At 46.0% G+C, this 22,289-nt stretch carries 18 protein-coding genes and 1 pseudogene; 9 read left to right on the top strand and 10 right to left on the bottom strand.

The annotated features are described in order from the left end of the window. Window positions 1–53: 53 nt before the first annotated feature. Window positions 54–656 (bottom strand): YhcN/YlaJ family sporulation lipoprotein, encoded by a 603-nt coding sequence (locus tag AVZ68_RS06425; RefSeq protein ID WP_059103705.1) that lies wholly within the window; start codon window positions 654–656, stop codon window positions 54–56. A 371-nt stretch (window positions 657–1,027) separates the two neighbouring features. Next, the gene (locus AVZ68_RS20490) at window positions 1,028–1,192 is read right to left on the bottom strand and encodes a hypothetical protein (protein WP_180316682.1); all 165 of its coding nucleotides are present in this window, start codon (window positions 1,190–1,192) and stop codon (window positions 1,028–1,030) included. Window positions 1,193–1,415: 223 nt separating this feature from the next. Between AVZ68_RS20490 and AVZ68_RS06420 the strand changes: the two genes are divergently transcribed. Then, a complete protein-coding gene (locus AVZ68_RS06420) occupies window positions 1,416–2,357 on the top strand; it encodes an SDR family oxidoreductase (protein ID WP_245628085.1) in 942 nt (313 codons plus the stop codon). Window positions 2,358–2,875: 518 nt separating this feature from the next. Here the strand turns inward: AVZ68_RS06420 and AVZ68_RS06415 are convergent. Continuing rightward, on the bottom strand, window positions 2,876–3,502 hold the full coding sequence (locus AVZ68_RS06415; RefSeq protein WP_059103704.1) for a LysE family transporter: 627 nt from the start codon (window positions 3,500–3,502) through the stop codon (window positions 2,876–2,878). Window positions 3,503–3,642: 140 nt separating this feature from the next. Here AVZ68_RS06415 and AVZ68_RS06410 point away from each other — a divergent pair, with 140 nt between their 5' ends. Then, window positions 3,643–4,281 carry a LysE family transporter gene (locus tag AVZ68_RS06410; RefSeq protein ID WP_059104017.1) on the top strand — a complete coding sequence of 213 codons (639 nt, stop codon included), beginning with the start codon at window positions 3,643–3,645 and terminating at the stop codon, window positions 4,279–4,281. 104 nt (window positions 4,282–4,385) lie between these two features. Further along, window positions 4,386–5,741, top strand: a complete 1,356-nt coding sequence (locus AVZ68_RS06405) for an amino acid permease (RefSeq protein ID WP_059103703.1) — start codon at window positions 4,386–4,388, stop codon at window positions 5,739–5,741. Between the two features lie 154 nt (window positions 5,742–5,895). Here the strand turns inward: AVZ68_RS06405 and mngB are convergent, their stop codons facing one another. The 3 genes from mngB to AVZ68_RS06390 all read right to left on the bottom strand — a co-directional run bounded on the left by mngB (window position 5,896) and on the right by AVZ68_RS06390 (window position 11,303). Beyond that, window positions 5,896–8,502: a mannosylglycerate hydrolase gene (mngB, locus tag AVZ68_RS06400; protein WP_059103702.1), complete on the bottom strand. Its 2,607-nt coding sequence runs from the start codon at window positions 8,500–8,502 to the stop codon at window positions 5,896–5,898. Between the two features lie 18 nt (window positions 8,503–8,520). Further along, the gene (mngA, locus tag AVZ68_RS06395; RefSeq protein ID WP_059103701.1) at window positions 8,521–10,449 is read right to left on the bottom strand and encodes a PTS 2-O-a-mannosyl-D-glycerate transporter subunit IIABC; all 1,929 of its coding nucleotides are present in this window, start codon (window positions 10,447–10,449) and stop codon (window positions 8,521–8,523) included. A gap of 101 nt (window positions 10,450–10,550) precedes the next feature. Continuing rightward, window positions 10,551–11,303: a MurR/RpiR family transcriptional regulator gene (locus AVZ68_RS06390; RefSeq protein ID WP_059103700.1), complete on the bottom strand. Its 753-nt coding sequence runs from the start codon at window positions 11,301–11,303 to the stop codon at window positions 10,551–10,553. A 452-nt stretch (window positions 11,304–11,755) separates the two neighbouring features. Between AVZ68_RS06390 and AVZ68_RS06380 the strand changes: the two genes are divergently transcribed. Further along, complete coding sequence (locus AVZ68_RS06380; protein ID WP_059103698.1) at window positions 11,756–13,222, top strand: PAS domain-containing sensor histidine kinase; 1,467 nt, start codon at window positions 11,756–11,758, stop codon at window positions 13,220–13,222. A gap of 472 nt (window positions 13,223–13,694) precedes the next feature. On the opposite strand, the gene AVZ68_RS06375 is transcribed toward AVZ68_RS06380, so the two are convergent. After that, a complete protein-coding gene (locus AVZ68_RS06375; RefSeq protein ID WP_180316681.1) occupies window positions 13,695–14,390 on the bottom strand; it encodes a hypothetical protein in 696 nt (231 codons plus the stop codon). A 200-nt stretch (window positions 14,391–14,590) separates the two neighbouring features. Between AVZ68_RS06375 and AVZ68_RS06370 the strand changes: the two genes are divergently transcribed. After that, complete coding sequence (locus tag AVZ68_RS06370) at window positions 14,591–15,106, top strand: DUF3231 family protein (protein ID WP_059103697.1); 516 nt, start codon at window positions 14,591–14,593, stop codon at window positions 15,104–15,106. Window positions 15,107–15,291: 185 nt separating this feature from the next. Next, on the top strand, window positions 15,292–16,884 hold the full coding sequence (locus AVZ68_RS06365; protein WP_059103696.1) for a long-chain-fatty-acid--CoA ligase: 1,593 nt from the start codon (window positions 15,292–15,294) through the stop codon (window positions 16,882–16,884). 208 nt (window positions 16,885–17,092) lie between these two features. Here the strand turns inward: AVZ68_RS06365 and AVZ68_RS06360 are convergent, their stop codons facing one another. Both AVZ68_RS06360 and AVZ68_RS19755 read right to left on the bottom strand, forming a co-directional pair. Further along, entirely contained in the window at window positions 17,093–17,749 is a 657-nt protein-coding gene (locus AVZ68_RS06360) for a TraR/DksA C4-type zinc finger protein (RefSeq protein WP_059103695.1), read from the bottom strand. Window positions 17,750–18,068: 319 nt separating this feature from the next. Next, a pseudogene (locus AVZ68_RS19755) lies at window positions 18,069–18,173 on the bottom strand (YjcZ family sporulation protein); the annotation flags it as partial. A gap of 200 nt (window positions 18,174–18,373) precedes the next feature. Between AVZ68_RS19755 and AVZ68_RS06355 the strand changes: the two are divergent. From AVZ68_RS06355 to AVZ68_RS06345, 3 genes are read left to right on the top strand one after another with little or no spacing between them, the layout of a single operon-like run. After that, window positions 18,374–19,882 (top strand): spore germination protein, encoded by a 1,509-nt coding sequence (locus AVZ68_RS06355; protein WP_059103694.1) that lies wholly within the window; start codon window positions 18,374–18,376, stop codon window positions 19,880–19,882. Window positions 19,883–19,893: 11 nt separating this feature from the next. Next, window positions 19,894–20,988: a GerAB/ArcD/ProY family transporter gene (locus AVZ68_RS06350; protein WP_245628072.1), complete on the top strand. Its 1,095-nt coding sequence runs from the start codon at window positions 19,894–19,896 to the stop codon at window positions 20,986–20,988. A 3-nt stretch (window positions 20,989–20,991) separates the two neighbouring features. Then, entirely contained in the window at window positions 20,992–22,068 is a 1,077-nt protein-coding gene (locus AVZ68_RS06345; RefSeq protein ID WP_059103693.1) for a Ger(x)C family spore germination protein, read from the top strand. Here the strand turns inward: AVZ68_RS06345 and AVZ68_RS20485 are convergent. Next, window positions 22,046–22,273: a hypothetical protein gene (locus AVZ68_RS20485; protein WP_180316680.1), complete on the bottom strand. Its 228-nt coding sequence runs from the start codon at window positions 22,271–22,273 to the stop codon at window positions 22,046–22,048. The genes AVZ68_RS06345 and AVZ68_RS20485 overlap by 23 nt on opposite strands. Window positions 22,274–22,289 lie beyond the last annotated feature (16 nt).

Here is a 22,289-nt window from a genome sequence, read left to right as displayed (position 1 = left end):
CCTCAACAGTCGGTAAAGCTGCGACTGGAGAAAGACTCCTTATGACCACGTTCTTAATTAGCGTTAGGAAAAACGCGTTGAATGGATTCATTCACTTCATCAAAGAGCCCCTGTACCGGTTCCCCATTCTGAATGCGATCAGCAAACCCATTCATACGTTCGACAAAATCAGGGTTGGATGATACAAAAACATTGTCAATATTGTCATCCGACTCCTGGACTTTATTGGAAATTTGTTCTTCTAACTCGTCGGTGACTTCTTCTCCTTCTTCATCGCCGCTCAGCATTACAGCAACATAGGCATTTTGGTTTGTGACAATGACATTTGCTCGCTGTACTTCATCCATCTCGGAGATCTGATTCGAAGCCTCATCAGCGACGTCCATCCGGCCATCCCCGTTCTGATTGCCTTGTTGATCCCCATTTTGATTTCGGTCTTGCATCTGTCCATCGTTCTCACTGCCATCCCTTTGCATCTGACCGTCATTCTGAGTGCCACCACCCTGTCCGCCGTATACATTGCCTTGCTGCTGCTCCATCTGCCTATTGTTCTGTGCGTCCATATTGTCATCCGGTGTATCCTGGTTGTTCGTTCCACACCCAACTAATGTTAAAACCGTCACACACACCAATGTGAACCACTTTGCTTGTTTCAATTTGATCACTCCTTCTCAGTCATTATTTATAGAGTGACCCATTCTACTTCGGTTTATGTATGTAATTCCGGAAAATTTTTGATTCGGAATCGCGAACATTTAAATTTTTAGCTTCTCTCGCCAGAGCTAGATAATACCGAAAAGCGCAGGTGGGTTTCCAGAAGCGCAGGTTTTGGAAATCTTGCACGAGTAATTCCGTTACAAAGATAGAGGAGGAAATGGTGCAGAAATGTAGAACCTTCGTTTTAAAAGGCGGTTTGGGGTTTTGTCCCAATGGCTCTTTCAAAAACCATTCAGGGATTGGAATTGATACATTGGCACTCAACCTAGAAAAACCCTCTCGCTCGGTTCGGCGAAAGGGCCTGCGAATGTTAAACAACCGGATAATACGGTTCATACCGTGGATGCGCATAGTACGGGGGTCTAGGTCCTATTGCCGGCATCTGCCAAGAATGCGAGAGATAGCGCATCGAGACTGTTTCATTCGAATCATTTTCAAGCAATCGATTTACCTCGGCACTGAATTCGTAATGCAACCAAATCTCCTCCTTCGTTTTCCTCCAGCTATCCTATTCTCAAACATTTCCAATCATGCACGTCCACTAGGCATAGGTGGATTCTATGACACATACTTTTACAAAAGAGTGCTATTTCAAGGAGGTACACATGAGTCAAAACGATTCCAGGAATGAAGGCAAGTGGCATCAGCCCAATCAGATGAATCAGCCAGGTAAAAAACATCCCGAGCCTACCGAGGAGATGAAGCAGTTACAGGAATGGTTTCAAGCGAATAAACTCGATCATCCTTATCCGATATACCCAAATTATGGAACCATCACACAATATGAAGACATTCCACTTAGCTTCCCGGAGCAGCGTCAGCTCCGCCAGCCGGGGGTTGACCGGCTTATGGTACCGACACCCATACTAGAGAATCCAAACTACAAGGGTAGCGGCAAATTGAAAGGCAAAGTAGCGCTTATTACCGGTGGAGATAGTGGAATTGGAGCAGCCGTCGCGATTGCCTTTGCTAAAGAGGGAGCGGATGTAGCAATCGCTTACCTCGATGAGCACGAGGATGCCCACCGCACGAAAGCAAGAGTAGAGGCATTTGGACAGCACTGTCTTCTGCTGCCTGGTGACCTTAAAAAGAAACAGCAATGCGTAGAGATCGTTGAACAAACAGTGCAAACATTCGGTTGCCTTGATATCCTCTGTAATAATGTCGGAATACAGTTTCAACAACACGACCTGACGGAGATCACTGATGAACAGTTTGACGACACATTCAAAGTCAATATTTACTCTCATTTTTACACCACTCGAGCCGCCCTGCCTCATTTAGGACCGGGAAGCTCGATTATCGGAACGACGTCTGTGGTTACCTATGCAGGGGAGCCGCAACTGGTGGATTACACGGCGACAAAAGGAGCAATTGTTGGCTGGACCCGAGCCCTTGCTAAGAATCTTGCTGACAAACGCATTCGCGTTAATGCCGTGGCCCCTGGGCGGATCTGGACACCTTTAATTCCTGCAAGCTTTTCCTCGGATCAATCAGCGCTACATGGCGCTAACCTATTTGATCGAATCGGTCATCCGTTTGAACTTGCGCCGACCTATGTCTATCTTGCTTCGGATGATGCGCGGCTAGTGACAGCGCAAGTGCTGCATGTGGATGCAGGGGAGTCGACCCATTCGTAGAGATGTGTCTTTAGCCATAAAGAACGCCAAACTTGTAGAGAAACAAACGGGCGATTGAATAGATGCCGTATCACAACGAACGTGATGCGGCGCTATTTAGGTGGGCTGATGGACCTCGCCCCTTTGGGACATGCCAAATCTGCTCACCCTAAGATGTATCTGCTAACTGAATTTCAAATCCTTCAATCACCCTCCAGGAAACCATGCCCTTTTTCAAGAGCTGTAGCGACTTGGTCATAATGACGTTGCTCGTTTAACGCATATAATTGAATCGTCTTAGGAGAGGGTTGACAATGCAACATTCCTTAACACCATCCCGCATATACACATCTAGTTTATACACCAAGCCGTGCGACTGATTGGAAGGACTAGCTTTGGTACGCCGACGTATTTATTAGGAGTGAAAAATAAGAGCCACTCTATCAACTAGACAGAGCGGTTCAGATCCTTGCTATTTAAACGTCATTAACCAAGTTCCGCGCACTTTTCACCAAGGCAGGGAAAGACTTTGGCATCCACTACGAGTCCAGCAGCAACACCACCGCTTCATAGCCAAAATAACAACCGAACCCAATGAGGGAGAGCCCGGAGAAAATGGAGATCCATCGAAGCACTTTTCCATCAAACATTACGCGTACACCGCTGGCAATCGCGGCCATGGTCACATCCCAAACGATTACCCCGACTAAAATCGCGCCGCTGTAAATCCAAACTTGCGCGTCGTTATACGTGGAAATCGTCTTTGCCAAGATTGAGCCATAAATGCCCAGCCAAAAAAGAATGGTCAGTGGATTGGAAATCGACATCAAGAAGCCTGAGAAAAAGGACTTCGTGAGCGTCTCCTCGTCCCCTCGCTCCTTCCTCTCTACCGCACCAGCTTTTACGATACTTTCAATCCCTGTATAGACAAGCACAAAAAAACCAAACAGCCACAAAAATGTCTTTACAATGGGAAACTCGAGAAACGACACGACCCCTAAATAGACCGCAAGCATGTACATCACATCGGCTGTCGTTGCCCCAATCCCGACAAGCCAGGCGTGAAGAAACCCATTTTTAATGCCTCGATCAAGCTGAGCGGCGTTCACCGGTCCAATCGGTGCTGCCAGTGACAAACCAAGCAAGATGTAGCTTAAAAAGACCATCCAAATCCCCTCTTTACACGAGTCTCTCTTCCACCTTATTCATACAAAGGGACTTGTACGCCTACTTTTTTGGTCAAGCTGTTTTAAAGGAGAGGGGTTGTACATAGGAATAGGTACATTCTTTTTTGGGAGGTGGTCTTCTGAGCGTAAGCGTCCTCTTTAGCTACATTTTGCTCGGTTTAACGTTGGCAGCTCCGATTGGACCTGTCAACGCTGCTCGTATTGATAAAGGGATCAAAAACGGCTTCACGCACTCCTGGGTGGTCGGTGTTGGGAGCATGCTTGCTGATGCTATTTTCATGCTTCTCGTCTATTTTGGAGTCGGTCAATTTCTCGATGCCCCCATCGTCCAAACCTTTCTCTGGTTGTTTGGCGCATTCATCCTCTGTTACTCAGGCGTAGAGGCGATGATGAAGGCGAACCAGGTCACCCTCAACCACTCACGTAAAAAGGATTCTCTCTTTAGCTGTTTATTCACAGGCTTCATCATGTCCATTTCCAATCCCTTATCCATGTTGTTCTGGCTCGGCATATACGGTTCTGTCCTTGCCAAAACCGCTACGACAACCGAAACTGGAGACCTGCTTATTTACAGCTGCATGATCTTTGTCGGACTCACCATATGGGACCTTTTTATTGCGGGGATCAGCAGTGGATCACGTCGATTTTTAAGCGCTCGATTATTAAAGGCCATTGCCGTTCTGTCCGGCTTATCGCTTGTTGGCTTTGGCGTGTACTTTGGCTTTCACGGAGTGGAAATTCTTCTAAAAGGAAGGTGAGCGTCGCTTGAAACCAGCCGCCAGCGAGCTGGTTTTTTTTACGTTGAATAAAAGAGTTCGGGACACAAACTCTATGCAAGAGAACAAAGAAGAGGAGAATTCACATGAGCGGCAACAGTCCAAGTGCAAATAAAGCGAAAAACGAAAAAGAAGGAAACTTGAAATGGTGGCAGCTGTCCTTGCTTGGTGTAGGCTGTACGATTGGGACCGGCTACTTTCTCGGGTCAGCCATCGGTATCAAAATTACTGGTCCTTCGATTGTTTTTTCCTTTCTGCTCGCAGCGCTTGGAACATACATCGTCTTCAACGTTTTAGCAAAAATGACCGCAGATGACCCGCAAGAAGGCTCTTTTTGCTATTATGCCAGAAAGGCTTTCGGCAAACGTGTAGGATTTGGCTGCGGCTGGAACTTCTGGGCCTCGAACATCTTAATCATGGGAAGTCAGCTCACCGCTCTGTCCATTCTTTCTCGTTTTTGGTTTGAGGACGTGCCTTTATGGATATTCGCCACCATCTATGCCGCTCTATCCATCGTAGTTGTCCTACTCGGTTCTAAAGGCTTTGATAAAGTCGAAAACATCCTTGCCGTGGTAAAAACAAGTGCCATCGTTATGTTCATTATTCTTGGACTCTCTGCCGTTTTTGGCTGGATTGACGGCAGCGGCGCAAGTCCAGCGCTTCCCAGGTCCGCGAATGACATTTTTCCAGAAGGCTTCGTAGGTTTCTGGTCCTCCCTGATCTATGGCTTCTACGCTTTTGGCGGCATTGAAGTGATTGGGCTCATGGCCATGCAGCTTAAAAAGAAAGAAGATGCACCAAAAGCCGGGAAGGTACTGCTCGGACTACTGACGTTGATTTATGTTGCTTCCTTAGTTCTCGCTGTTTCCATGATCTCCGTAGATGCCTTTACGGATAAGGAAAGCCCCTTTGTAACAGCTTTGAGTGAGTACGACCTTCCTTTTTTCCCGCATGTCTTTAACGGGGCCATTATCATTGCCGGTTTTTCAGCTTTAACCGCGGCCCTCTTCGGTGTGACCACGCTACTCGTAACACTCGCGAAAGATGGGGACGCGCCTAAGTTTTTCAAAAAGAAGTTGAAATTCAAGGAGTTGCCTCTTCCTTCCCTTGGACTGGCGACTCTCGGCCTAATCATTTCGATCGTCACCGCTTTGCTTTTGCCTGGGAAAATTTACGAATACATCACCACGGCTGCCGGTATTTTGATCTTGTATAACTGGTTTTTTATCATCATTTCCGCCATGCGCCTTCTTAAGTTCAAAGCCTTTGACAAAGTGATGAGCATAATCGGCTTGTTTTTAATTGTCGCTGCTGTCAGTGGGACCCTCCTTGAGAAAGCGATCCGGCCGGGGTTTTATGCAAGTCTCGGGTTTGTTATCGTGATTGTGATTGTAGCTCTGTTGTTTCGGAAAAATGGGGCGAAGGAATCCACCCAAGGTTGAGGAGTTCACCTCCCATTGAGCAACAATAAGGAAGCTGGCTCCTTTTTTAAGGAACAGCTTTTCGTTTTATCCAACATTTCAAATTGTGCCGTCGAGTGCATTAGAAGAGCCCCCATCCTCCTGTATCTAAGAGAACGGGGGCCGTTCATTTCTTTTAAAACATTAGGCTTTTCACTTGATTCATCTTTACATGAAGCTTCACACTTCCATTTTCTACTGCCGCTGTTTCTAGAGGCTTTTCATTTAAGTTGGCTATTTGCGCCCCTTCTACCTCTCCTAGCTGAAACTTCATGTCTTTGTCAGCTTCCATGGCGTTATAAAAGCGGAGGACAAGTTTCTCTTCGTTCTCTGCTTTTTTTAGCGTACTTAACACCGCTTCAGGGCTTCTCTCATGCAGAAGACTGAAGGTGGCTGGCGTGTGGACGGCTTCAGGATTTAGCTTCATCGCATTGTGCGGAATTTTATTGTAAGACACCACCGGCGTGAGGTATTCCTTAGCCACTCTTGCGACGTTGGCACTTCGTGTGTCGCCGCTATGCGTAGCAATTGCAAGGTCGATGTGGATTTCTCCAAGCAGCTGCGAATCAGGCGTTGGCAGTTTAATACCAGATGGGCGCCCAGGACGTCGGAGCATCTCCTCTTTTCCAAGCACACCTACACTTCTAAACAAGGTAACAGCAATCGTATCGTACTCGTCTCCAACAATTTCGTACTCCCTTGTGCTGTTTGAAAGGACAGCGACCCCGTGCTCGTTATTAGAGAGGCCAACGAAACTCATCATCGGATAGATCGAATCAGGACGCTCGCTCCAGCCTTCTTCCTCCCAGATATCCATCGCTTCGTCGTAAACACCGCGCTTAATCGTTCCGAACTGATTATCGCTTATGGAAAAGGAGGAAGCGATATCCGTTGGGATGTAGGCGCGAAGACGATGGTCTTTCGCCTGGTTATTCAACGTGAACCGAACGTCAATCACCGGTTTATGCTTCGGCACCGTCAATTCAATCGTTACATCTACGAAACCATTCGTCCCCTCTGCCTGCCGCTCTTTTAAATCTTCTGGCAGTGCTAGCTTGTACTGAATGTGAACGTGAGCGGCGTGGCGGTTCTCTGTTATGGTTGTGTTCGTCTGTACTGTATCGCTAAAGATCAATGTCTCATCGGCAAGTGGCGAAAAATCGTATTCATCCCCATCGTCTCCACCGTCTTCAAGTACAAGTACATCGTTGTACGTTCGGTTGTTCTTTTTATCATGGATGGTTAAGGTTCCGTTTTCTGCCACATTAAGCGTGAAGAAGTCGGTATCGACCTGATCAACCGAAGTTGTCTCATTATTCAGCTCCTCATCGCTTTCTGTCACGAAGTACGTTTTATACCCAAGAGCCGGTAGACGGTCTTTAAGTTGAATCGTGTACTTGATGAACGGATCATAGTTCCCGTAGTGAACAATTTGACGGTCAATCAGACCCGGGTCGATTTCTTCGGCTTTCATTAGCTCAAAATCCAGTTCATTCTCGGTTTCATCGACAAGTGTAAAGCTCGGGAGCTTCGAGATAATCGTTGTGGTCACGACCTCTTCCCTCTCGTATGGAAGCAGGTTGAACAGTGTGAAACGGTCTTCCGTCTTCTCTGTTTCAATAGCATCCACAATCTTCCGTTTGTAGAACTCGATCAACTGATCGGTTTTTTCTTCGGCCAGGAAGAAGCGGCCACATATCTCTCGATGAACCTTGTCGGAGCAGCAGCAGCCGATCGAGTCGTGGGCATGGTTTTTCATCATCTCTTTCCAGATGAGCTCAATTAAGCCATGATGGTATTCAAAGCCAAGCTTGTACGCCATCGAGGCAAGCGGCTCGAGTATATTCGTTAACTTGTTTTCAATCCGCGCATTTGCCGCCTTAATGTCCATACGGGTGGAATAAATGCTGCGGTGAACGCGCATGTACTTTCCGTCGAGAAACTCTCCTTTTAGCGTCGGCAGCTCTTTGTTTTTCTCAATTTCAGCAAATAAATGCTCATAGCGACTTAAAAAGAAATGACGATTCGGATAGATTTTCTTTAGCTGCTCTAAAATCGTAAAGATGTTCTTTTGAATCGGCATTTGATCATGCCCGTTCGGGAGCAAGATATGCTCACTTGTCGCGCCGCGATCAAGCACAGGCATGTACTTGCTCATCCGCTTTTTTAGCGCCTCTACTTCTTCCGGCAAGTATTTTCCAATCGCATAGCCGAGCGGCAATAGCTGCGTTAACACACGTGAGCCATCATCGCTTTCCCAGTGAAACTCCGTTTTGTCTGTGCCCATGCGCTCGGACGTCCCCCGCCAGAACATCGCGTAATCAATCTCAAAGCCCTGGAGAATTTGCGGCATCTGCGCGGACTGACCAAACGAATCAGGCAAGTACCCAATTGGCATATAGTCTCCGAATGCCTTTGTATCTTTGATTCCATAGAGCAAGTTGCGCGCAATAGACTCTCCAGCGACAACCATTTCATCGGTTTGCGTGTACCAGGGTCCAATGATCAAGCGTCCTTCCTGTACAAGCTTCTTCACACGCTCTTTGTTTTCCGGTTTCACAGCAAAATAATCTTCGAGGATGGACGTTTGTCCATCTAAGACATAGTACGGATAATTTGGATTAGTCTCCAGCATTTCCATGATTTCTTCCATGTTATTAACGAGCAGGATACGGGATTCCTCCGTCGAAAAATACCATTCCCGGTCCCAGTGCATATGGGGTACAACATGAACGTTTTTCATCTACGATGGTCCACTCCTTTATCGTGCGTGCGCTTCTTGGCGCACTTTTCTTTTTTTCGCAGCTAGCAACAAGAACATGGAAATCACGGCACCAACGACCGCTGCACCCAACCAGATAGCCGCAGCTGTAAAGGCATTTCCGCCGTCTAGCAGAGCGAGAGAGAAGATGCCCGCGCCAGGTACAGAGAGTCCAATTCCAAAATAAGCAACGATTGCTCCTGTGACAGCTGAACCAGCCACTAATGAAGGGATCACGCGAATTGGATCCTTAATCATGAATGGAATCGCTCCTTCCGTAATTCCAGCAAGGCCCAGCAGCCACGTTTGTTTCCCAACCTCACGTTCTTGCTTCGAGTACAGCGCCTTCCCTACGACCGTAGCTCCGGTAACGGCGAAGGCCGAGACCATTTTCACGGAAGCAAAGGCTGCGTAGGGAATAAAATTCCCACTCGCCATCGCGCCAATACAAAATGTGTACGCCGCTTTGTTAACTGGCCCGCCCAAATCAAAGGAAACCATGGCGCCAATCACTGCACCTAAAATGAGTGCATTCGTACCAGATAACGTTCCAAGCCAGTTAACAAGACCGTTATTCAGTGATGCGAGAGGGGACCCGACCACAAACAGCATAATTGAACCGGTGACAAGGGTCCCAATAACGGGATACACCCAGAAGCTAATAAAACCCGCAAATGTTCCTTTAGGCTTAATGTAGTGCTTCATGAGTTTCAGCAAGTAACCCGCTAATAAACCACCAAGCATCCCGCCGAGAAACCCACTTTCAATCAAGTTCGCGGCTACACCCGCTGCAAGACCTGGTCCAAGGGCTGGCTTATCGGCAATTGAATACGCCATGTAGCCTGCAAGAAGTGGAATCATCAGTGTATTGATGAGGCTGCCGCCTAGTTGACGGAGCATCCATAACCATGATCCTTCCGTGTCGTAGAGTGCTTGTAAATCAAAGGTCTGAGCAATGAAAACGGCCGCTGCAAGCGTCATTCCCCCTGCAACGATAATGGGGATGATGTAGGATATTCCGGTTAACAGAGAATCCTTGACTTCTGTTTTAAAGGAGTATCGATTTTCGTCCTCCTCACCCATTGTTTCTTCCACCGGTTCGTTGCGTTCGTATGATTCGGCTTTCTTTAACGCTTGGGCTATAAACGTATCTGCGTCTCGTAATGGCGCAGCCACACTCGTTTTCACTTTTGGAAGATGAGCATACCGCTCCTCTTCTTTCACAGCCACATCGCTTGCGAAGATGACCGCTGAGGCATTCCTCAGTTGACTTTTCGTATGGCGTCCTTCAATGCCGTTTGCCCCTTGCTTTTCAACCAGCACCTGAACACCGGCTTTTTTTCCTGCTTTCGTTAGCGCTTCGGCAGCCATGTACGTATGAGCAATCCCTGCGGCACACCCAGTTACAGCTAGGATCGTTTCGTTTCGTAACGGAGTGTCATCTGGGAAGTCTTCAGCTGTAGCGCTTTCTTTTTCAGGATCCAGAGCTGTATATAGAGCATTGGCTGAAGAAGCGTCGAGCAAGCTGTTTTTATACGATTCGTCTGTGAGACGCGTGGTCAGTTCAGATAACAATTTAAGATGGGTAGAACCGCCTTCAGTTTCAGGAATCGCAAGCATGAACACAAGTTCCACTTTATTGTTTGGATCGATGCTTTCCCAATCGGAAAGTGGCTCAGCAAGTGTCACGACCGCAAATGCGGCTTCTTTTACAGCCGTTGACTTTCCGTGCGGAATCGCAAGACCGCCCTCGAACCCAGTTGCAGATAGGGCTTCTCGCTCAAGGATTGCTTGCTTGAAGTCGTTCTCCGAATGAATCTTCCCCTCCTTGGCAAGCTTCGCAACCATAAAGTCAATCACTTCCTGCTTTGTACGCAGGGGTTCTTTAATAGAAATTAAGTCTGGCGACGTTGCTTCAGTTAACAACATAAGGCTCACCCCTTTTGGCTTATGGGTTTATCCTAACGCAAAAAAAGCAAGAAGATGGGATCTTCTTACTTTTACACAGAAGCGATCACACTATACCGCTTTCATGTGTATTTATACACATATCCTGTATAAGTCCAGCATGATTCCGATACAGTTCGCAAAACCACCATCGCCGTGGTCCGATCCGTTACGTTGTACCCATTGAGCCTCATTTCTGGGGCGTAACAATACAGATTCACATCCGCCACTCTTTGAAGGGCATTTTGTGAGAAGTGTGTTAGTGAAATCAAAGGGAGCCCCTTTTGTTTCGCTAGAGAAGCGATCTCAAGAATTTGGCTTGTTTCTCCGGAAAAGCTTAGGATAAACAGGATATCCGTTTTTTTCATCGCCTCGATTTCTGCAATCATTTCATGACGATGCATATGAAAACGGGCGTCCAGCCCGACCTTCTTTAGATTACTGGCAAACATTTCACAAAAAGGGGCGGTATCCCCCACCCCATAACACAAAACCCGTCGCGCTTCACACAGTTTTTTTGTGACAAGCTCTACCTTGGCATCGTCAAGCAAGTCAAACGTTTTTGCAATATGCAGCGCAAGCCCCGTTTTTCTTTCAGATTCCGCTTCATCCAGCTCTACCTTTAAACTATTCTTCAATTGGGAATAGCCGTCATAGCCGAGTTTCTTGCTAACTCTTGTAATCGTATTAGGGACCGTGAAAAGCTCTGTGGCAAGTGCTTGAATCGACTTTTTTACTACAGCAACCTTGTGCTCTCTCACGTACTCCACCACGGCCTCATCCGTCTCATTCAACTTATACTCAAACTGCTTCACTCTTTCTTCAAATAATAGCATGTCCTACATCCTTTAACGAAGAATCTTTTTTTATGATTATACTCCAATTGCAGCCGTTACTATAACAGTACTTCGGTTCGATGAAGAGAGGTTGAAAACGCATCCTAGCTCCTCTTGTAAGTTCCACTGTTTCATGGTGAGTAAAACATTTGTTCTTATGAACGTATGTTTGTTATACTAAGTAGCCGCCTCTTTTTGAGCAGTGACACGGCCCTGAACTCAAAGAGGCACTCAGATGCCAGAAATGGACGTCTCTTTTTATCATTCAAGAATCCTTGTGAAGGATCACATGCTTGCGCCTTTAGGCGTGGGAGTTGTCCACTCATGGACTTCCTCTTTTAGAGTCTGTGAAAGAGCCCTAACGTTTGTCGTAACCAAGGGATTCAATGGTGGTATTTTAAATTTGACCGGTATGGTGTATTGTAGCAAAAGGAAGTGAGGAATGAATAATCATGGAACATAAATTTGAGTCTATTTTTAATGAAATGAAAGCATTTTACGAGGAGTTAAAAATTTATCCAATGTTGACTGATTCGTTAGCGGATATGATAACCTACCATACACAAGACGGTACCATACAATTGATTTCACCTGCTGTTTCTTCTTTGCTTGGGTACACACCAGAAGAACTAGACGGCTATCCATTCGTTGACCTTTGCCACCCTAAAGACCGCTCAAACGTACAGGCGATTTTTAAAAAAACGGTTGATCACTCCGGGCAAAACGTTACGTACCGTGTCCGCCGAAAAGAAGGTCGCTACATATGGATAGAAACAAACTTTCAGAACATAAGCGATTCCCGCGAATTTGTGGGGATCGTCGGCTCATCAAGAGACGTTACTGATCGCAAACGTGAATATGAAATCTTGAAAGAAAGGGAAGAGCGCTTCCGGTTGTTAGTAGAACAATCTCAGGAAACCATCGGTATTTGTCAGGAGGGGAAATGGGTTTACCTTAATGATGCCGGCCTAGAGCTTTTGGGAGCTGTGCAAATAGAAGAAATGATTGGTCAGTCTGTCCATGAAATTGTCCATCCCAATGACCAAACATTTTTCTTTCAACAGATGAAGTTTCAAGAAACAGACCCACCTCCTGATCCGTTTGAACTTAAATTATTGCGTGAGGATGGGGAAGAGCGTTCTGTCCAAATGAGATGGACTCCTATAATGTATAAGGAAACCCCTGCGCAGCAAGTGGTGATACGAGATCTCACAAAACAAAAAGAAACCGAGGAAATGCTACAACAAACGGAAAAACTAGCGCTAGCCGGTCAATTAGCGGCGAGTGTGGCCCATGAAATCCGCAATCCTTTAACGTCCATTAAGGGTTTTGTTCAATTGCTCCTCCCTAAAATGGAAGGCGAAAATGAACGAAAATACTTGGACATTATGCTTAATGAACTGGGTTACGTAGAAGCCATTATTAGCGATTTGTTGCTACTTTCGCAATCTGAAGCGACTCCATTTGAGGAGGCGGATTTGGCCTTCCTCCTCGAGCAAGCGACGACGTTGCTCCATTCTGAGGCCTTGCTTCATAATATCGAAATCGTTTTGGATATTGAGCCAGGGCTAAAGCCAATTGAATGCGCAACAAACAAAATGAAGCAGGTGTTTATGAATCTGTTGAAAAATGCCATCGAAGCGACTCCGGGAGGTAAAACCGTTTATATAAAGGCAGAAATGCAGGGACAGGTCCATATTCTTATTCGATTTGTGGATGAAGGGAGCGGCATCCCAAAAAACAGAATGTCAAAATTAGGAGAACCGTTTTATAGCACAAAAGAAAAAGGAACAGGTCTAGGCTTGATGGTTTGTAAAAAAATCATTGATACCCATGATGGAGACTTACATGTTTCAAGTGAAGAAAATGTCGGGACGACCGTAGACGTATTGCTGCCGATAAAGCCTGGTCTTTTATGACAGCATTTTATAAGAGCCTCGACAGTGAATGTCAAGGCTCTTCCACATATAGAAGTAATGATAGCACACCAACAGCAGTCACCCTTCTATTTCCTGTAGTACCAGAATTTTTCTTATTCCCGCTTCACCAACCACTGAACCAGCTCTTTTTCTTTGGTGGTCAACGGTCGGTTAAGTTTCTCTTCAAACTCCTCTACCAATTCAACGTACCGCTGTAAATCATACTTCAATTTCTCTCCTCCCCCTTTCTTCTCCTACGTAGGAGCAAGGAAAGAATAACCCTACTCAGAAGCTCCGTAAAGGGGTTTAGGCCTTAAACTTAGAGATTCGCAGGGCTGTTGAAAAAAGAAAATTCCTTCTACCTGTGCTGAGAGCTAACGAACCCGCCTTTTCCGGGCTCTGTAGCGTTTTTAACGTTATCCGTCCGAACAAACGCTCATCATTAGCTTCAGGGTGCCAGCGCGCAAGAAGCTTAAGCAGGGTCCGTGTGATCGTCACGCTCCCGTTGGTCTCGGTCTCGGTTTTCGATCGTCTCTTCTTGAGCCTCTGTCCTTCCCTGATCGCCGTCTTCATTTTCTCCGTTTTTGTCTTCGGCTTCTCTTCTCCCTTGGTCTCGATTTCGATTTTCCATCGTCTCTTCCTGCGCATCTGTATTTGCCTTTTCATCTCCATCTTCCTCCGCTTCCTTCTTCATAAAGTCCGAGCGTTTACCATGCCAGAGTAAATCAAAAATGGCTCGTCCATTTGTAGGCTGTCCATCGGGTAAATAGACGGGCAACGCGTCAAAGAGGACAAAATAAAAGACGTAAAACACGAACGTCTCCCAAAAAATCTGCCCTGGGAGCATGTCCCCAGCGAGGAGCGAATTCACAATCACCCCAGCAATTAAATTGCTGAGCATCGGTGAGGCGTAAATCAACCCATGCCAAAAACGACTTTCCGTGCGGATGTCTTCATATTCAAGCCAACTGTACATAAAAAAATACCGCCGGACCTCTACAGTTGGCATGGTGAACAAAATAGGCCCGCTGCCAATGGTTAGTTTTTTCTCCTTCGCTCCTAGAAGGGTAACTACCAGATAATACCCGGACTCGCGAATAATCGTCACTACTGGCAAGATAAACAGTGCCGAGACGAACAAGCGAAATAAGTCAAACAAGTCAAACATGGACGCCTCCTCAACAAATGGTACTGTTTCCATTTACCCTTTATATATCGGTTGAAAACCCGGTAAAAGGCAAATCCACTACTTCAATCCATTACCATTCTTAAGGTATCATCCCGCGAATATTCCCTTCCCATTAAGAGCATGTTATAAAGGTGCGAAAGGAAGGTGGCACAATTTTGAATGTATTTAGGAGGATGACGATGGGCATTTTAAGCGGAAATTCGCAAGATGAACCAATGCACTACGGGGAAGTATTCAGTACATGGAGCTATGTAATGGCAAGCAACAGCGCGATCGCTGAGCATCAGATGATGTTGAATCATGTAGGCGATGAAGATTTAAAAAAGCTTCTAAAAGAGACGATCGAAAAAGGAGAAGAAGAAGTGAAGCAAGTTGAAACCTTGCTGAAAGAGAACGGTGTCACTCTTCCCCCTTCTTCGCCTGAACCTCCAACAGCAGACCTAAACGACATTCCGGCAGGCGCCCGCTTCCAAGATCCTGCAGTAGCAGCAGCTACCTCAGCAGAAGTTGCGGCTGGTCTTGTCACCTGTAGTCAAATTATGGGTCAGTCGATTCGTGAAGATATTGCAATGATGTTCGGGCAATTCCACACAAACAAAGCAACGTTAGCCGGAAAACTTTTAAAGCTAAACAAAGAGAAAGGCTGGCTGATTCCACCGCCGCTTCATCACCATAATCCCCAAGAAGAGAATTAAAAGGGTCTTCAGGGTCTGCTCACATTGAGCAGACCTCTGTTTGTAGAACGAAAAGAAACAACGCATCCCTCAAGGCCAGCACCTCATCCCCCCTTGTCATGCATAAGTGTATAGATTAGTATTAATTGTAAGCGCTATCCCATGTAATACCTTATGGTCAAAAATTCTTAAAGGAGCTGTGATCCATGTTTTCTGCATTAACCCCACTGGATTGGAAACGACGAGCAGTAAAATACTACCCGCAAAAAACAGCTGTCATTGATGGAGAGAAGCAGTTCACGTATAAGGAATTTGGCGAACGGACAGACCGGCTTTCTGTCGCCCTACATCAAGCAGGCATTCAAAAGGGCGATCATGTTGCCGTCATGTTGCCCAACACCCATTATATGTTGGAGTGCTTTTATGGGATTTGTCAACTTGGGGCTGCAATGGTCCCACTGAATTACCGGTTATCAGCGGAAGACTTGGAATACATCATCCAACATAGTGATGCAAAACTGCTCATTGTTGATGAGGAGTTTAGCGGGCCGATTGAGGCTATCCGGAATAACCTTTCCTTGGATGCGGTCGTTACCGTCTCTGTAGCGGGACAGGAGACTTCTTTACATGGAGTGGATTATGAAGCATTTCTTCTACAGGCTCCTGAGAATGCTGCATTGCCAGAGGTAGACATCGATGAAAATCAGCTCCTCACTTTGAATTATACAAGCGGAACGACATCGAAACCGAAAGGCGTGATGTTAACCCATCGCAGCAATTATTTAAACGCAGCCAATTTTATGTACCATCTTGGCGTCAAGCACGATGATGTTTACCTCCATACGTTGCCAATGTTTCATGCAAATGGCTGGGGTGGCGTATGGGCCATTACGGCGGCGGGTGGCACCCATGTGTGTTTGAGAAAGGTGGACCCCGCTCATATCCTCGACTTGTTTGAAAGCAAACACATTAGCCTTTTATGCGGGGCTCCGACCGTCATTAATATGCTAGTCAATCATCCAAAAGCAACGGAGACGGCTATCAAGACACGCCCACGTATGGCGACGGCCGGCGCTCCTCCAGCCGCGGTTCTCATTCATAAAGCACAGAAAATCCTAGGACTGGATATCATCCACGTCTACGGGCTGACGGAAACCTCTCCGTTTATTCTCTATTGCGAGTGGAAAAAAGAATTCGACTCTAAATCGGAGGACGAGGTGGCAACAATTAAAGCAAGACAAGGAATTGAACTGGCTTTTAACGGGGAAACAAAGGTCGTTCATCCAGACGGAAAAGAAGTCTCCTGGAACGGAGAGGAATTGGGAGAAATCGTTACTCGTGGCAACGTGGTGATGGAGGGATATTACAAGGATTCGGAAAGAACAGCAGCCGCCATCAAGGACGGATGGTTCTATACCGGTGATTTGGCCGTCACCTATCCTGATGGGTTCATTGAGATACGAGACCGTGCCAAGGATTTAATCATTTCTGGGGGAGAAAATATTTCTTCTACAGAGGTAGAAGGAGTGCTATATAAGCATCCAGATGTACTGGAGGCAGCGGTAATTTCGATCCCTGACGAAAAATGGGGGGAAGTGCCTAAAGCAATCCTTGTACTGCGGCCTGATGCAAAAGTAACAGAAGAAGAGGTCATGACTTACTGCCGGTCAAAGATGGCTCATTTCAAAGCACCTAAAGCCGTTGAATTTGTAGAATCTCTACCAAAAACAGCGACGGGCAAACTGCAAAAATATCGCTTAAGAGGAGTGCATTGGAAAGGGTCGAAGAAGGTAAATTAATATCTGTATCTGCGGCAAAACCGTCAACATGTGAGGCTTGTTCAATTGGAGCAAGCCTCTTTTTAGTATTCCTGAATAAGTGGTTGGTATGAATCCCAACGTTCTCCAGAAAGAATCGCTTTGAACCGCATTGTTGTTCAAGTCAACCGAGATACACTTCCTATGCTCAAGAGTATCTAAACACCAAAATAATAGGGGGAAAATCCCCCTATTTCTCATTCAAATACTGATCATAATGGACATTCTTTTGATACTGAACATTCTCATCCCCTGAATAGCCTTCAATCCCTGTCGACAAAAACCCTTCAATTTCTTCTACATAGCCAACTAACTCCTCATTATCATCTAGAGAGGAGTCTTCATACACCATTGGAAGTTCGTTAAATCTTGCCACGGATTGATAGGCGTCTTCTGCGTCAAACTCGGTTTCATCATCCCTGCTGTCGAAGTTAAATTGGTCAAAGTTACGAAGAACATCCTCTTCTGCCGGTCTCGAGTAATGGTTATTCATCTTCGCATATTGAACGTTTGTCCGTGCTGTCGGATTCGCTTCTAATCGTTCCCTTGGGATTTCCCCCCCGGTTGCTTCACAGATCCCATACGTGCCTTTCTCGAACTTATCTAAGGAATGCTTCACATCCTCTAGTTCCAGAACGATTTGTTCATGAAGGGCAACGTCCTTCTCCCGTTCATAAAGAGCACTTCCACTGTCTGCCGGATGGTTGTCGTATTGGGATAACTCACCAGACGCTACACTCGATGCAAAACCGTGAGCAAGACCAAGATCATCAAATTCCTTTAAGCGGTGATGCAACGTGTTTTGTCGCTTTTCTAGTTCCGCTTTCAGGTCGGCATACGTATCCATTAACCTGCTCCTTTCCATTCGAGCACCGCTTTTTATAAGGGTCGCTCACCATTAGGGTTTCCCTTATCCCTTCTGTTAGCACGGCTAACTTTTGTCAATTGCCTATATGAAATGCGCAGGCGGGTCGCCCTAGAAGCGAATTTTGGAATTACTGGAAAAATAAATCCGACTTCAGACAACGCTTGCCAGGACTGAAAAAACTCGACGCTTTTACTCGCAGGACAAAAATAGAGCTTGCAGACTTGATGGTCTACAAGCTCTCCTTCACTTTATCAAAGCACAAACCTTAATATTTTCCGCCATAACCGCCGTAGCCACCGCCTCCAACAAAAGAAGCGCCTACGATGATAAGCAAGATAAACAAAACAACAATGAAAGCAAAGCCTCCGCCTGCTCCTGCTCCTGCAACTGTTCCTCCAGACATTCTGTGCCCCCTCCTTCCGTCCTCTGTCCGTATTACACTATGCCAGGAGGCTAATTCGTGATTGGGCTTTTCGGTAATCCACAATTTCTTCAGTCAATGGGCTTCCTCCCGAATAAAGAAGGCCCTTTTTACACACAGTAAGGTACCAGACATATTTTTAGCAAAGCTTTATCCAAGCATTCTAAAGTGGGAGAGCTACGATGTTTAAGCAGAAGAAACAACAGCGAATAACTAAGATGAACCAAAACCGAAAGAAAGTAAAAAGCTTTGAAGACTTACTCCAGACATGTAAAAAATCTTCTGACTTTAAATCCTTTACACTTACTGAGAACCATAGATTTATCATTCATTACTTAGGAACCATGATTAAGCAAGAGATTCTTCATGATGAAATTCTACCGCATACTAAGAAGCCTGAAATAAGGACCCTATTTGACCTTAAGCAAGTCATGCCGGTGGAGGAAACGGAAGTTACGAGTGACGTGGCCAAGATCGAAGAGGCTTTGATGACAGGACATGTCCTTGTTCAAGTGGAAGGAAATCATTTAGAAGTCCTTCTGATACCTGCTGCTACCGTTGAAGCGAGATCGATTGCGGCTCCTGAAATAGAATTCAGCGTCGTCGGTCCTAAAGAGGCCTTCGTCGAAACAATTGATGTTAATTTGAACCTGATTCGAGGTCGGATGGCGACTCCGAACCTAATTGTCGATGAGGTCGTCCTTGGAGACTTAAGCAAAACGCGTGTCGCTATTCTCCATGTCGAAGGGATTACGAGCAAAGAAAATGTTCATACGGTGACGCAGAGAATTAAAGACATTCATTATGATCAAATGGTCGACAGTTCTTTTTTGATGCAAATGATTGCGGACAACTCCAACTCGCCGTTTCCACAAATGATTGATACCGAAAGACCCGATCGCGTGAGCAGTTTGCTTGCTGAGGGAAAGGTTGCGATTGTCGTCGACGGGTCTCCTCACGTCTTGACAGCTCCAACAACATTTGTCGAATTTTTCTCGGCGTTTGAGGATTATTTCATCGGCTGGCCGCTTGCCTCTATCTTTCGGCTCATTCGCTTGGGGGCTGTCATTTTTTCCGTGCTTTCAACTGCGGTTTATGTCGCTGTGGTTACCTACCATTATGAAATGATTCCGACCAGGCTTTTAGATACGCTGGTGACGTCAAGAAGCGGAATTCCGTTTCCTCCCATCGTTGAAGCGATCCTATTAGAACTTGTGATTGAGTTGCTTCGAGAGGCCGGTGCTAGGCTTCCAACCAAAATCGGACAGACAATTGGGATCGTCGGCGGAATTGTAATAGGGACCGCAGCTGTGGACGCAGGGTTGACGAGCAGCATCTTGCTGATTATCGTCGCGCTCACAGCACTAGCTTCTTTTACGACCCCGGTGTATCAGATGAGCAATACCATCCGTTTGATTCGTTTTCCTTTTATTCTCTTTGCTCAATGGCTAGGTCTGTTTGGTGTTGCCATGTGTTCTGCCTTCTTTTTGGCTCATTTGCTTACGCTCACTTCTTTGGGCAGGCCTTATTTGAGTCCCATTTACCCGTTGCGATTCCGTGATTTTAAAGATGCGTTTATTCTGCTGCCTGTTAATGCGCTTAAGAATCGCCCCCTTTCTTTGCGCACCCAAAAGAAGCAGCGCTTTAAACCAAACAGGCCTCATCAAAAACGCGGGGATATTGAGGATTAAGGAGCGTACCCATGATGCAGCAACAGCAACCGAAAGAAGATAAGCAGCTCTCCCCCTTTTTCGCCTTCTATCTTGTGGTTGGCATGCAGATCGGCGTGGGCGTTCTTGGGTTTGAACGAATCATAGCCGAGTACGCCGGCCAAGATTCCTGGATCGCCGTTCTCCTCTCTGGCTTCACGATCCATATCATCTTGTCGGTCAGCTACCTGATTTTGAATAAAGGGAGAGACGATTTGGTTACGATCCAAAAAAACGTATTTGGGAAATGGTTTGGTAGTTTCCTCAGTTTCTACTTTGTTTTGTATTACGCCTTCTTTGTGCTTACGGTCCTTCGCACGTATGTAGAAATCATTCAAGTCTGGATGTTTCCAGAATTGATGGCATGGGTTCCCTCCCTGTTGCTCCTGCTCCTTGCCTACACCTATGTTACGGCAGGACTGCGCGTGGTCACAGGAATAGCCGTCATTGGTTTTTTTCTCGGACTTCCGATCTTTCTTATGAAATATGCAGCCATTATGGACGCAACTCCGTCGAATTTGCTGCCAGTGTTGGAACATTCCTTTACGGATCTGATGAGTGCGACCAGAGCCATGACCTTGAACTATTTGGGATTTGAGGTGATTTTCATGATCTATCCTTTTTTTAAACAAGCACCAAAATCACAGAAGTGGGCACAGCTTGGCGTCGCTTTCACGACCTTCATATACCTTATTTCCATTATCGTCAGCCTTCTCTACTTTAATCAAATTCAGCTGGCAAATACGATCTGGGCGACTTTGACTACATGGAAAATCGTGAATCTTGCCATTGCAGAGCGTGCAGAATACATCGGCATTTCGATCTGGCTCTTTGTGGTTCTGCCCAACCTCTGTTTAGGATTATGGGCAGCCAGTCGTGCAGTCAAACAAACGTTGCCCATCTCTCAAAGAAATGCGTTGCGGGGGGTCTGTCTGCTTATTTTCGCAAGCTCCTTTCTATTTATGAGTCGAGAAACCATTGACCGTTTGAATGACGTCGCATCAAGCATCGGGTTTTACACGGTGTATGGCTACATTCCGTTTCTGTTTCTAACACAGGCGATTGTTTATAGGGTGAGGAGGAGATAAAGAATGAAAAGATGGATGGTATTTGGCGCTTGCCTCCTGCTTCTGACCGGGTGCGTTCCTCGTACAAACGTAGTGGAGGAGCTTCAACTGGTCCAAGCATATGGCTTTGATTATGTAGATGAGTATAAGTTCCGCGGGGTGGCTGGGTCCTCGGTCATTCTACCTGGGGAGGAGGTCTTGCCGAAAAGTGTTATTTTTACGGCAACTGGAGAAACGAGTCGCCTCATACGCAAACAGATGCAAACGCAGTCGTCCAAACAAATGGTTCAAGGCAGAATAGGGCTAACCATGATCAATAAGGAACTTGCAGCGCAAGGCATTTTTAATTTTCTTGATAATCTTCAAAGAGATCCCATGATCGGACGAAATATGCGTATGGCCATTGTAGAGGGAACAACAGTCGACCTCCTCTCAGGCGATTACAGTCTTGATATCTCCGTGTATCAATACTTGAATGACTTGATTGAACAAAGTACCAAAGAGATCTTTCCTGATGGCGATCTGCATAAAGCCCTCTACCAATATTATGGCGAGGGAATGGATATTTTCTTACCTGTAATGGAAAAACAAGGAGATCGAGTGGGCGTGGTTGGACTTGCTTTATTCAAAGACGATGTGTTCGTCCAGCAGCTCGACGCCAGAGATGCTTCCTTTTTTAAATTGATGTATGAGTCGTTTGCAGGAGGCTATTACCAAGTTGAAATGGAGGACAACATCTTTGTCAGTTTGGAAAGTGTCAACGCAGCGCCAAGCTACACGATCTCTGAGGACCAGAATGGCATTCACGTGACATTAGACGTAAATGTGACGGGTCTTATCAATGAAAAAGAAGAAATTGATGTATCAAAGGAAATCAACATCGAAAAAATTAAGAAGGCCGGTACGGAGGAGTTTGAAGAGAGGATGAACGCCTTAATTCACACCTTCCAAGAGCAAGAAATTGACCCTTTAGGCATTGGCGATCGGGCAAGAAGTAAAATTAGCCATCTAGATATGGACACATGGTATGAGCAATACCCAGGTCTGAATATTGAAGTTGAGGCTCATTTGGAAGTGATTAGCTCTGGAATCGTGGATTAGTTAACCGAGCGTTCAAGGGTTGATACCCCCATCGTCCAAGTTGAACGATCGGTTCGTAAAAGGGGTTCGTGTACGCTTCTCTTTTATTGATGTTTGTTGTGATTTGCGGGAAATACCTTACAGGAAAAGCGATTACTAACTTGCCACCGTTGACCATTGCCTTTTTTCGTTTGCTTACAGGCGTGACTTTTTTCAATACATTCATCTACGGCGCCGCCGCA

The organism is Shouchella shacheensis (assembly GCF_001484965.1).
GTDB classification, from domain to species: domain Bacteria; phylum Bacillota; class Bacilli; order Bacillales; family Bacillaceae_D; genus Shouchella; species Shouchella shacheensis.
The sequence above is the reverse complement of the archived record's forward strand: the minus strand, read 5'-3'. Positions and strand labels throughout refer to the sequence as shown.